Here is a 12,226-nt window from a genome sequence, read left to right as displayed (position 1 = left end):
ACAGGTGGCTCATGCGTCAACGCTGTGAGCCCCTGCCCGCCCAGGGGCCGCCTGATCAAGAGCGTCGAGGATCAATTCGAGATCCGCTATGGTCGCCATGCAGAAATCCTGGTCATTTTCCGTGATGATCTGCTGGGCCATTCCGAAGTCTCCTCCGGACCGCATCGACTCGCGAGCCAGGCGTTCGGGGAGTATGAGCCAGTTTTTCTGTACGCCGAAAGTCCACGTCGTGTTCTGAGGTGCATTGCGAGTTGCGGCTTCGAATATCGGCTTGAATTCCTCGTGAGGCTCGTCGAAGCGCCATCCCAGGTGGGCCACTTGGGCATACCCGAAATGAGGATGGAATTCGGCGGGTGTCCGAAACCAGGCCAATGGCGCGAATCGGCCGAGAATCGCCTTCGCGCGGGTTGCGCGGCCCTGCCTGGGTCCGCTGGTGTCGCCGATGGTCGTCACCGCCACTCCCGTCCGCGAGGCTGGCTCTTGAAGGGACCTTCTCTCCGCACCACCCTGTCTTCATTCTCGTAACGCAGTGCCCGTTCGTAGTCGCCGAGGGGTATCGGGTCCCGGCTGAGGGTTGGGTCGTATACGTATCGCCCGTCGGTGTATACCTCGTGGAATACGTAATCCTCGACTCGGGTGCCGCCTGCTTCGGGGGTTCGTATCTCTCCACTCGGGGTGATGTAATGAATTATTCTACCTTCTCCGTTGGCTCGACGCTCGATGAATGCCGATATTTCTGAGCAGTCGATGTAGGAACCGCTTGGTGCGGCGCGCATGGCGTCGGTAAGGGTGGGGCTAGGGGGGTGGGCCGGGTTGGCCTCTCTGAATTCGTACGGACCGCGCTCGGGGCAGCCGTCGGGAGCCAATCCGAGGCTGTCGGACCCGGTGTGGGGGTTAGTGACGTAGGTCGCCGGATTGGGAGCCGGTGCCAGGCCCAGGGGGTCCGGGGAGAGGTAGCGGGCTGTTTCTGGGTCGTAGGTGCGGAAGTAGTTGTGGTGGAGGCCGGATTCCGGGTCGTAGTACTGGCCCGGGAAGCGGAGGGGGGTGTAGGCCGTCGCGTCGCGGTTCCAGGTTGTGGTGCCCCACAGGGTGGTGCGGGTGTGCCACGCCGTGGTGCCGTCCTCGGACAGGAGGTGGGTGGGGGTGCCGATGAGGTCGGTGACGATCGCGAAGAAGCGGTCGTCGACCTCGGGCTGGTCGATGTGTTCCGTCTGGGTGACCGGGTGCAGGCCCTGGTGGGTCCAGGTCAGGGTGACCTGGCCGCTCGTTTCCTCGCAGAGGGTCGTGCCGTCCCAGGTGAAGAGGGTCTCTTCGACGACCGCGCCGGCGGGAGAGAGGCGCCGTTTGGACGTGCGGCGGCCCATGGCGTCGTAGGTGTAGTGCCAGCGGGTGCCGTCCGGGGTGATGACGCCGGTCAGGCGGTCCTCCGCGTTCCACTCGTACCGCCAGGTGTCCGGCTTGCGGGAGAGGCGGGTCTTCTGGCGGAGGGTGACGCGGCCCAGCGCGTCGTGTTCGTAGCGGATCGAGCCGGCGTGGGTGAGGCGGGTGCCCGAGTAGGTGCGGTCGCCCTGGGCTTCCGCGCCGGGGTGCCCGGCCGGCCAGCCGGCGCTCGTCTGGTTGCCGGTCTCGTCGTACGCGTAGCGTTCCGACCAGTTCGAGGCGTCGACGCCGGTGACGCGGGCCGCGGGGTCCAGGGTGAAGGTGCGGGGGCCGGTGAGGGAGTCGTCGATGCCGGTCAGGTAGCCGTCGGCGCGGTAGCTGTAGCCGCGGCGCTGGAGGGTGCGGCCGTCCTGGCCGATGACGGACTGGCCGGTGCGGCGGCCCGTCACGTCGTACTCGTGCGTGAGGGACAGGGACGGGCCCAGGGTGCGGGTCAGCTCCTGTCCCGCCGCGTCCCGCTCGAAGGTGAGCGTGCGGCCCGCCGTGGTGAGGGAGGTGCGGCGGCCCGCCGCGTCGTACGTCCAGTGGGACGTGGAGCCGGCGGGGGTCGTCCGGGTGGCGCGGCGGCCCAGGGCGTCGTAGCCGTAGGTGACGGTGCGGCCGTTCACCGTCTCCGAGAGGAGGCGGCCCGTGGCGGCGTCGCGCTGCCAGACGGCGGTGGAGTCGGGCGAGGTCGCCGTCGCCAGGCCGTCGAAGACGTCGTACGCGTAGGTGGTGACCAGGCCCGCCGCGTTCTTGAGGATCGGCTGGCCCAGTGCGTTGTGCGCGTAGGTGGTCCGCTCGCCCAGCGCGTTGGTGCGGGCGGTCAGGAGGCCCGACGCGCCGTACTCGTACGCCAGGGTGCGGGCGTCGAAGTCCGTTTCCGTGGCGAGGCGGCCCGCCGGATCGTAGGTGTAGTGCCAGGTGAGGCCCTGGGGGTTGGTGACACTGGTGAGGCGGAGCTGGGTGTCGTGGGTGAAGGTGTGGCGGGTGCCGTCGGGGTCCGTGCGGGCGGTAAGGAGGTCGAAGTCGCCGTACTCGGAGACCGTGACGCCGCCGATCTCGTCGGTGTGGGTCAGGCAGTTGCCCTCGCCGTCGTAGGTCCAGGCTTCCTCGGTGCCGTCGGGGTTCGCACGGCGCAGGAGGCGGCCCTCGACGCTCCAGGTGAGACGGGTGGTGCGGCCCAGGGGGTCGCTGACCGCGACGGGGCGGCCGAACGCGTCCCGCGCGTAGGTGGTCGTCCCGCCGAGGGGGTCCGTCACCGAGAGGAGCAGGCCCGCCGCGTCGCAGTGCACCGTGGTGGTGTGGCCGAGAGCGTCCGTCACCGACGACAGGTGGTTGCGGGCGTCGTACGTGAAGCGGGTGGCCGTGCCGTCCGGGGCGGTCACCGAGGTGCGGTTGCCGGCGTCGTCGTACGTCGTGAGGACGGTGCGGCCGTCGGCCCGGGTCACCCGCACCGGCAGGCCGAGGGCGTTGTACTCCGCCCTGGTCTCACGGCCGTCCGGGCGGATCACCCGCGTCAGGCGGCCCTCCTCGTCATAGGCGAAGCGCGTCGTGTGCCCGAGGGCGTCCGTGCGGGACAGGAGGAGGTGGTGGGCGTCGTAGGAGGACCGGGTCGTCGCACCCGTGGGGTCGGTCTCGGCGATGACCTGGGCGCGGTCGTTGATCAGGAAGACGGTGGTGTGGCCCAGGGAGTCGGTGAGGGTGGTGCGGCCGGGCTCGAAGGCGAAGCGGACGTTCAGGTGGCCGTTGGTGCCGGACTGGGCGACGCAGCGGTGCCGCTCGTCGTAGACGTAGGCGAAGTGGCGGTCGTTGGTGTCGGTCCAGGAGGTCATCCGGCCGAGTTCGTCGTAGCCGAAGCGGAGCGGCCGGCCGGAGGAGTTGGTGACCGAGGTGAGGTGGCCGTCCGTGTAGCCGTACCGGAGGATCTCCGTGCCGTCGGCGAGGGAGAGGGCCGTGATGCGGCCTTCGGAAGAGGTGATGTGGAGTTCGTAGCCGCCGCTGTGGGTGAGGGCGGCCGGGGCGCCGGAGTCGTCGTAGGTGAGGGCGATCCAGGCGCCGGAGCGGTCTTCGAGCTGGAGAAGGAGACCGTCTTCGGTGAAGTGGCGGACGTGGCCGGACTCGGGGTCCGTGACCGTGTACCCGCCGTCCGCGTCCAGGGTCAGCGGCCAGCGCTGCCCGTGGGCGGGCAGTACGGGTATCCCGGGTTCGGGATGCGGGTAGGCGAGCAGGCTGCCGTCCTCGCGGACGAGGACGAGGCCTTCGTCGTCGCTCTCCAGCCGCTGGTCGACCGTCGAGACCCACGCCGGGCCGAACCAGCGGCCCGTCCGGTACGAGGACTCGAAGGTCCGGGTGAAGACGAGGGGCAGCGAGCCCGGGAGGACCAGGTCGGTCTGCGGCAGGACCATGCGGCCCGTCGCCACGTCGACCGGGTCCTCGTGGCACACCTTCTGTTCCTGGGCGCGCGCGGCGGCCTCCGGCTCCGCCTGCTGGGCGGCCCGCGCCTCCCTGGACGCGGCGCTCTCCGCGGCTCCCTCCGCCACCCGGGTCCCGGCCCGCGCGCCCGCCTTGGCCGCTCCGCCGAAGCCTTCCGTACCGATGAGTTCGGGCACGAGGCGGCCCGTGCCCTCGGCGAAGTCCTTGCGGAAGGGTTCGATCAGGGCGCCCGCTACGCGGTCCGGGTGCGCGGGGGCGGCGACGAGACCCGCCAGCGTCATGCTGACGTTCTGCTGGTATTCGGCGGGGTGCGTGAGGCTGTAGGTGTCGTACGGGGTGAGGCCGCGCGCGAAGTTGACCACTCCGGCGGTGCCCTTGACGACCCCGCCCGTGAGGTGGGTCAGTTCCACGTTCCCGGCGGCCGCGGCATCGAGGGCCAGGGCCATGGCCTGCTCGTGCGGCGGCGGCTTGGCCGGGGCGTGCTCCAGCGCGGCCGTCAGGGCCTGGCCGGCGCCGGTGGCGGCGTCGTCGCGCTGGCGGCGGGCCTCCGCCAGGATCTCCTGGGCCCGCTTGGCCTCGGCGACGCCCACGTTGTCGGGCTTGGCGGGCACCGGACCGGGGTTCTTCCCCGACAGGGCGGTGGCGTTGTAGGTGTCCACGGCCTTGGCGTAGGCGTCGACGGCGTCCTGGCGGGCCTTGACCGCCTTCTTGTAGAGCTCGACGGCCTGCCGGGCCTCCTTCTGCGCCCACTCCACCGTGTCGGCGTACCGGGCCAGCGCGTCGCCCGCCTTCTGGCAGGCATCGGCGGCGTGCAGCCACTGGGCCGGGTGCATGGCGAACGCCTCGCGGAAGGCGTCGGCGGCCGCCCCCTTCCAGCTGCCGGAGTCCAGCCCCTTCATGCCCTGGCCGACCCGGTCGAAGGCGGCCTGGAAGTCCTTCATGTGTGCCGCCGACGCGCGGATGTCGGCCGGTGAGCCGTGGACGAGCTCGTTGGGCTGCTCGGTCTGGCCCAGCTGCTGTTCCGCGACGGACGCGCCGAGGTGGGAGGCGACGTTGTCGCCGAGGTCCTCGATGTCGTCGGCCCAGCGGTCCTTGCCGACCTTGTGCAGGAGGCCGCCGATTTCATCGGTGGCCTTGTCTATGCCCTCGCCCGCCTTCTTCTTCGCGGCGGTCCAGGTGCTCTCCAGCTTGTCCAGGCCCTTGTCGGCCAGTGCCTCCCAGTCCGTCACCGCTGCTCACCGCCCGCCCGGCCGTGGTCCCGGGAGAGGTCGGAGAGCTTCGAGGTGTCGAACTCGCGGCGCGGGGCGACCTCCTCCCAGGTCTGCTTCCAGGCCTGGTCGGAGTTCTGCGCGGACTTGAGGGTGGATTCCGCGCTGAAGTCGGCGTCCCGGAGGTTCGTGTAGGGGTTGGTGGCCAGGATCTGGCCCCAGTCCTTGTCCATGACCTCCTGTTCCGACGCGTACGGACTGCCTCCGAGCACGGCGTTGGCCAGCACCTTGAAACCGCCCTGGACGTACTGGTCCTGCTCGTGCACCATCCCGGCCGACAGGCCCACCCCCGCCGCGAGCACGTTCGCCTCCCGGACCAGCGTGCGCACGCCCCAGCCCCACCGCTCGCAGAAGGTGTCCAGGAGGGACGTCAGGCCCTCGTGGCCGCTCTGCAGCCCCGACAGCTTCAGCTGTGTGAATCCGCCGCCCGTGTTCCCCAGTCCCGCCGGGCCGAGCTCCCTCAGCTCCGTCAGCGTGTCCGTGATGCCCTTGGCGATCTGCGCGAGCGCCGCCTTCGACACATCGAGCTCGCCCTGCTCGCCGCTCACGCCGCCACCTCGCCGTCGAGCGCGGCGGAGTCCGGGACGATGCCGCGGACCGGCGGGAACACGGTGCCGTCCGGTCCCGCCGCGTCCAACGCGACCCCGCACGGGAAATCCAGCCCCGGTATCACCTCGTCCAGCAGCCGTGCCCCGAGCACCCGGTGGAACTCCCACGCACGTCCGGTCTCGCCGCGCGCCTGGGCGAACCGGGCCAGGGCCCCTTCGTCCGAGAAGGCGCAGATCCAGTCCAGGCCCCCCAGCCGGGACGTCCACAGTCCGCCCCGCTCGTCGACCGGCACCAGCACGGCCCGGCTGCGGAACTCCGCCAGCCGGGCCGGGAACTCAGCCGTCCGGTCCCGCACCGGCGTTTCCGCCGGCGGCGTCGGCCCGGTCGCACTGCCGGCCCCCTGCGTTCGCAGCCGTCGCCATTCCGCGTCGAACCCCACCTGAACTCCCCCCAACCTCTGCGAATCGAACGCACTTTTGCATGGTGGGGCGGCAGGGGCAAACGGTGTCCATGCGGCACTACACGGATCCGGCCAGGAACCGGTGGCGGGAGCCGAGGTGTCAGAGGAGCAGGGTCAGCCCTTGCTGACCGCCAGGAGGATCTCCGGGAGTTTGCGGGATACCGCCGGGGCCGCCAGGCGCAGGCCGGCCCAGGCGGCCAGGGCGCCCCAGGCGATGCCCAGCGGGAGGGCCAGCCAGGTCAGGGTGCCGGGGTCGTCCGCCAGGCTGACGTAGATCGTCAGGGCGATCACCGGGGAGCAGATCACCGCCGAGGTGACCATGCCGCCGAAGATGCCCAGCCAGGCCAGACCCGCCTGACCGGGGGCGACGTTCTTGAAGGCGCCCTCCGTCGGGATGGAGTACGGGAAGTGCGCCGAGGCCAGCGCGCCCGTGCACAGCATCGAGCCCAGCAGGGCCAGCGCCAGGCCCAACGCGGCCGGGAAGCGGGACCAGTTGCCGATCAGCGCGGCCGTGACGACCGTGACGAGGACGGTGTACGGGACGGTGACCAGGGCCAGCGCGCCGGCACGGGCGCGGAGTTCCACGTACGCGTCACGCGGCGAGGAGATCGTCTGGGCGACCATCCAGAAGGCGGAGGTGTCCTGCCCGAACTGGTTGTACATCTGCACGCCGAGCATGCCCGCGCCGAAGCAGGCGAAGTACACCGAGCCGGTGCCCTGGACGGCGTTGAACACGGGGACGATCAGGCCGATGGCCAGCGCCGACACCCACGCCGACTTCGTCTTCGGGTCGCGCACCACGTAACGCAGGGTGCGCTGCATCGCCGCGCCCGTGCGGCCGCCGGGGAGGAAGGCCCAGACGCCGCTGGTGCCGCGTTCCTTCTCCGGCTTGGCGGCGGCGAGCGTCGAGCCGTCCGGGCTGACCATCAGCTTGGTCAGGCTCCGCTCCCAGAAGCGCAGGAGGAGGGCGAGCGCGGCCAGGGTCAGGGCCAGCTGGGCGGCGGCGGTGCCGTACGAGCCCTCGCTCGCCGAGTCCACCATGCCGACCGCCGTCGCCGGCGGCAGCCAGCGGACGATCGCCTCGACCGGCTCCAGTGCCGTCAGCCCGCCCTGCTGGAACAGGCGCTGGCCGGCGAAGTTGGCCACCTGGGCGCCGACCGCGATCAGCAGGCCGCTCAGCAGCGCGAGGTCACGGCCCTTGCGGCTGGTCAGCAGCCGTACGTTGGCCGTGGCCACGGCCCGGGCGAGGGCCACGCAGCCGAGGAGGAGCAGCGGGGCGCCGAGGACGGCCGCGGCGATGCCCGCCGGGCCGTGCGCCACCGCGGCCGCCGAGCCGACGGCCAGGCAGAGCGTGAACAGCGGGCCGAGGCCGACCAGCGAGGAGGCCAGCAGGGCCCGTACGAGCGGACGCGGGCGCAGCGGCAGCATCACCAGCCGGCTCGGGTCGAGGGTCTCGTCCCCGGTGGGGAAGAACAGCGGCATCACGGTCCAGGAGAGCGCCAGGATCGCGCCCAGCAGGACGACGACCGTGCCGGCGTGCGCATGGCCGTGGAGCAGGGCCAGGCCCAGGGTCGCGAGGGCGCAGAAGCCCAGCGAGATGACCAGGCTGATGATCCAGACGGCCTTGCGCTTCGAGGAGCCCTTCAGGCCGTTGCGCATCAGCGACAGCTTGAGGCGGACGAACAGGGAGGTGAGGGACGCCTCGGCCGTGCGGCTCATCGGGCGCCGCCCAGCCAGTCGAGGGAGTCGCCGGCGGCGTGGTCGCGGGCGCCGACGAGTTCGAGGAAGGCGTTCTGCAGGGAGGCCGCGGAGCCCCGGACGTCGGCCAGCGGGCCGGCGGCGCGGATCTGGCCGCCCGCCATGACGGCCACCCAGTCGCACAGCGACTCGACGAGCTCCATCACGTGGGAGGAGAAGACGACGGTGGCGCCGGACGCGGTGTAACGTTCCAGCACCCCGCGGATGGTCTGCGCCGACACCGGGTCGACGCCCTCGAACGGCTCGTCCAGGAAGAGGACGTCGGGGTTGTGCAGCAGGGCGGCCGCCAGGCCGATCTTCTTGCGCATGCCCGTCGAGTAGTCGACGACCAGCTTGTGCTGCGAGCCCGCGAGGTCGAGGACGTCCAGGAGCTGCGTGGCCCGCTTGTCGGTCTCCTCGCCCGGCAGTCCGCGCATGCGGCCCATGTAGCCGAGGATTTCACGGCCCGAGAGGCGCTCGAACATGCGCAGGCCCTCGGGCAGTACGCCGATGCGCTTCTTCACCTCGACCGGGTCGGCCCACACGTCGTGGCCGGCGACCGTCACCCGGCCCATGTCCGGGCGCAGCAGCCCGGTGACCATCGACAGCGTGGTGGTCTTGCCGGCGCCGTTCGGGCCGACGAGGCCGACGAAGCGGCCGGCGGGCAGCTCCAGGTCGATCCCGCCGACGGCCACCTGCTCGCCGAAGCGCTTCCACAGTCCTTCTATCCGCACGGCCGGGGTGTCGGGCGCGGGTCGCGCGCCTTCCGTCCCCGCCGTACCACTACTGCCCGCCGCATAACCCTGGTCCGGCATGCGCCTGCCTCTCGCTCTCATCCCCGTGGTCGTACGTTCCTCACGATAGGAGGAGGGGGAGAGGCCGCAGCAGTTACGAATGTCATGAACTTCCGGACACGTATGTCAGCGGGCCGGGGCGCCCGCCGCGGCCTGTCGGCGGCCCCGGGCGGCGGCCGCTTCGCTGCCGCACGCGTACGCGAGGGCGTCGATCAGCTCCTCGGTGTCCGGCAGCCAGCGGTTGGCGGGCGTGGGCTTGCGGGCCCACTGCACCGGGCCCTTGCCGCCGTAGCGGGTCGGCGGCGCGGCCACGTACTCGCCCTCGCCGCGCGTGGTCAGGTCGATGGCGTGCGGCAGCCAGCCCAGCTTGCGCACCAGGTCCGGCACCTTCGCCCCGGCACCCGGCAGGACGAAGAACAGCATGCGGTGGTCGGGGGTGAGGGTGACCGGGCCCAGGGTGCGCTGCATCCGCTCCAGCCGGGCCAGCGCGAGGAAGCCGGCGGAGTCCGGCACGTCCAGGGCGTCGAAGGTGCGGCCCGTCGGCAGCAGGATGGACGCGGCGGGGTGCTTGCCCCAGATCCGCCGCACCCCGACGGCACTGCCCGAGGCCAGGGACCGCCAGTCCTTCACCGCCGGGTGCGCGCCGGGCGCCGGGCAGTCGGCGACCCCGCAGGAGCACAGCTCCCGGCCGTCGCCGGGCTCCAGCCAGGTGCCGGCGAAGACGTCCCAGTGCCGCTCTTCCACGTACCGCACGGCATGGTCGAGCAGCAGCTCGCCGCGCTGCTGGGGGATGGGTGCGGTCTCCGTGACTCCGATGGTCTCTTCCACGCCCAGCACAACTCCCGGGGTCACCGGGGGTTACGGGGATAAACGCGCCGGGCGGCGCTGCATCGATCCTGCACACGGGGCGCACGGGTGCACGCGTGGGGGCGCGTAGGAGGCCGGGGCGCGGCCGATGGGTAACGACACGTCGCAGAGAGGAAGATTCTCCGCACTTCAGGCGGGAATTGATCATTCCAACGATCACCCGCGTCTCAGGGGGTTTTCAATGGCAGCCAGGCCTCTCGTCGCCCGCCAGCCCAACGAACGGCTGCAGGCGCTCATCCAGGAAGCCGGGTGCTCGAACGCCGGGCTCGCCCGGCGGGTCAACATGTGCGGGGCCGAGCACGGCCTCGATCTCCGCTACGACAAGACCTCCGTGGCCCGCTGGCTGCGCGGCCAGCAGCCGCGGGGCCGGGCTCCGGGCATCATCGCCGAAGCCCTCGGCCGCAAACTCGGCCGGACCGTCACGATCGACGAGATCGGCATGGCCAACGGCAAGAACCTCGCCTCCGGGGTCGGCCTGCAGTTCTCCCCGACCGTCGTCGGCGCCATCGAGCAGGTCTGCGAGCTGTGGCGCAGCGACGTCGGCCGCCGCGACTTCCTGTCCGGGTCGAGCGTGGCCGCCTCCGCGCTCGTCGAGCCCAGCCGCGACTGGCTGATCACCGGGGCCGACCCGCAGGTGGCGCGCAACGGCGGCTCGCGCGTGGGGATGTCCGACGTGGAGGCCGTCCGGGCCACCACCGAGGCGCTGACCGACCTCGACCACCGCTTCGGCAGCGGGCACGTGCGGCCCGTGGTCGTGCACTACCTCAACTCCGTGGTCTCCGGGCTGATCGGGGGCTCGTACCGGGAGCCGGTCGGGCGGGCCCTGTTCGCGGCGGTCGCCCGGCTCACCGAACTCGCCGGGTACATGGCGGTGGACACGGGCCAGCCGGGCCTGGCCCAGCGCTACTACATCCAGGCGCTGCGCCTGGCCCAGGCGGCGGGCGACCGCGCGTACGGGGGGTACGTGCTCGCGGCGTCGATGAGCCACCTCGCCGCCGAGCTGGGCAACCCGAGGGAGATCGCGCAGCTGGCGCGGGCCGCGCAGGAGGGCACGCGCGGGCAGGTCACCCCGAGGGTGGAGGCGATGTTCTACGCGGCGGAGGCCCGCGGGCACGCCCTCCTCGGCGACGCCCGTTCTACGGCGGTGCTGTCGGGGCGGGCGGTGACGGCGCTGGAGCGGGCCGAGCCGGAGTCGGGCGACGACCCGGTGTGGATCCGCCACTTCGACCAGGCCTACCTGGCGGACGAGCTCGCGCACTGCCACCGCGACCTCGGCCAGGCCGAAGCGGCCGGAAAGCGCGCGGAGGAGGCCCTGCGGGGCCTGCCCGCGACGAAGGCCCGCCGACGGGCCATCGGCCTGCTGCTGCTGGCCGCGGCGCAGGTGCAGCAGCGGGAGGTGGAGCAGGCCTGCCAGACCGCCACGAAGGCCGCTGACCTGCTGGGTTCGCTGCGCTCGCGGCGCGGCGCGGAGTACCTGGACGACTTCCGGGCCCGGCTGGAGCCGTACCGGGAGGAACCGGCGGTGCGGGAGTTCGGGGCGAGGCTGGAGGTTCAGGTGGCCTGACGTGATGGCGGCGTGACCGGGTAGCGTGACCCGACGGCTGCGCAGGTTCCCTGCACGGCGCGGACGTCGGAGAAGGCGAGAGGGAGTCCCGGTGACGGAGAACGGACAAGGGGGCGTCCCCCAGCCCGGGGCGCCGTACGCCTGGTCGGCGCCTCACGGGGAGCAGCCCGGCACGCCGCCGCAGCAGGGGTACGAGCAGCAGGGCGGGCCCGCGGTACCGGCCTACGTGCCGCAGCCGGAGCCGGGCGGCCCGGCGTACGGGTACCCGCCGGCCGGCCATGTCGTCGGGCCGGGCTACGAGGGCCCGGGCGCCCCGCACGGCTGGGGGCACCGCCCAGCGGTAGCTGGGGGAGGATACCCGCCGCTGCCGGACGCGGCCACGCAGTACATCCCGCCGGTCCCGGGTGCGCCGGTGCAGACCGGGCCGGTGATACCGGGTGCCCCGGCGGGCGCGGGGGCCCGGATGGAGGACGCGGCCACGCAGTACGTGCCGCAGGTGGGCGGTGCGCCGCAGTACGCCCCGCCCGCGCCCGGGGCCCCGGCGGGCCCGGGGGCCCTGATGGCGGCGGCCGAGACCCAGGCGGTGCCGTCGGTCCAGGCCGGCGGCGCGGCTCCGTACGGGGGTCCGGTCCCCGGCGGTCCGGCGGGGCCGGGCGCGCACGCCGCGACCCAGTACATCCCGCCGGTGACGGCCGGGCCCGGCGCACACGCGGCGGAGGCCGCCACCCAGTACGTTCCGCCGGTCCCGGCGGGTGGGGGCGAGGGTGCCACGCAGTACATTCCGCCCGTTCCGGCGGGTGGGGGCGAGGGTGCCACGCAGTACATCCCTCCCGTCCCGGCGGGTGTCGGTGAGGACGCCACGCAGTACATCCCGCCCGTGCCGGCCGGTGGGGGCGAGGACGCCACGCAGTACATTCCGCCCGTGCCGGGCGGGCCGGGGAGTGGGGTGGCCGAGGCGGCGACCCAGTACATTCCGCCCGTTCCCGCAGGTCCCGGGCCCGGGGCCGGGCAGGCTGGGGCTGCCGAGGGGTTCGACGGGCTGTTCCGGGCCGAGGACGCCGAGGCCGGGCACACGCAGCAGCTGCCGCCCGTCGTCGAGCCGGTGGCCCGCCGCACCCTCACCCGTGCCGCC

The 12,226-nt window shown here is 72.6% G+C and carries 8 protein-coding genes and 1 pseudogene; 2 read left to right on the top strand and 7 right to left on the bottom strand.

The window, feature by feature from the left end:
- Positions 1-9: 9 nt before the first annotated feature.
- From AB0F18_RS24965 to AB0F18_RS24935, 7 genes are all read right to left on the bottom strand, one after another.
- Positions 10-453, bottom strand: a complete 444-nt coding sequence (locus tag AB0F18_RS24965; RefSeq protein WP_362064267.1) for a hypothetical protein — start codon at positions 451-453, stop codon at positions 10-12.
- The gene (locus AB0F18_RS24960) at positions 450-5,084 is read right to left on the bottom strand and encodes a putative T7SS-secreted protein (RefSeq protein WP_362064265.1); all 4,635 of its coding nucleotides are present in this window, start codon (positions 5,082-5,084) and stop codon (positions 450-452) included. The genes AB0F18_RS24965 and AB0F18_RS24960 overlap by 4 nt, the downstream gene beginning before the upstream one ends.
- Entirely contained in the window at positions 5,081-5,671 is a 591-nt protein-coding gene (locus tag AB0F18_RS24955; protein ID WP_362064263.1) for a hypothetical protein, read from the bottom strand. Before AB0F18_RS24955 ends, AB0F18_RS24960 begins: the two co-directional genes overlap by 4 nt.
- A complete protein-coding gene (locus AB0F18_RS24950; RefSeq protein ID WP_362064261.1) occupies positions 5,668-6,027 on the bottom strand; it encodes an SseB family protein in 360 nt (119 codons plus the stop codon). Before AB0F18_RS24950 ends, AB0F18_RS24955 begins: the two co-directional genes overlap by 4 nt.
- Positions 6,028-6,246: 219 nt before the next feature.
- Entirely contained in the window at positions 6,247-7,851 is a 1,605-nt protein-coding gene (locus tag AB0F18_RS24945) for a transporter (protein ID WP_362064259.1), read from the bottom strand.
- Positions 7,848-8,684, bottom strand: coding sequence for an ABC transporter ATP-binding protein (locus AB0F18_RS24940; protein ID WP_362064257.1), 837 nt, complete (start codon positions 8,682-8,684; stop codon positions 7,848-7,850). The genes AB0F18_RS24945 and AB0F18_RS24940 overlap by 4 nt, the downstream gene beginning before the upstream one ends.
- 105 nt (positions 8,685-8,789) lie before the next feature.
- A complete protein-coding gene (locus AB0F18_RS24935) occupies positions 8,790-9,491 on the bottom strand; it encodes a bifunctional DNA primase/polymerase (RefSeq protein ID WP_362064255.1) in 702 nt (233 codons plus the stop codon).
- A gap of 220 nt (positions 9,492-9,711) precedes the next feature.
- On the opposite strand from AB0F18_RS24935, the gene AB0F18_RS24930 reads away from it, so the two are divergent.
- Both AB0F18_RS24930 and AB0F18_RS24925 read left to right on the top strand, forming a co-directional pair.
- Positions 9,712-11,094, top strand: a complete 1,383-nt coding sequence (locus AB0F18_RS24930) for a transcriptional regulator (protein WP_362064253.1) — start codon at positions 9,712-9,714, stop codon at positions 11,092-11,094.
- Positions 11,095-11,185: 91 nt separating this feature from the next.
- A pseudogene (locus AB0F18_RS24925) lies at positions 11,186-12,226 on the top strand (hypothetical protein); the annotation flags it as partial.

It is taken from the genome of Streptomyces sp. NPDC029216, from assembly GCF_040648015.1.
In the GTDB taxonomy this organism is placed as follows: domain Bacteria; phylum Actinomycetota; class Actinomycetes; order Streptomycetales; family Streptomycetaceae; genus Streptomyces.
The sequence above is the reverse complement of the archived record's forward strand: the minus strand, read 5'-3'. Positions and strand labels throughout refer to the sequence as shown.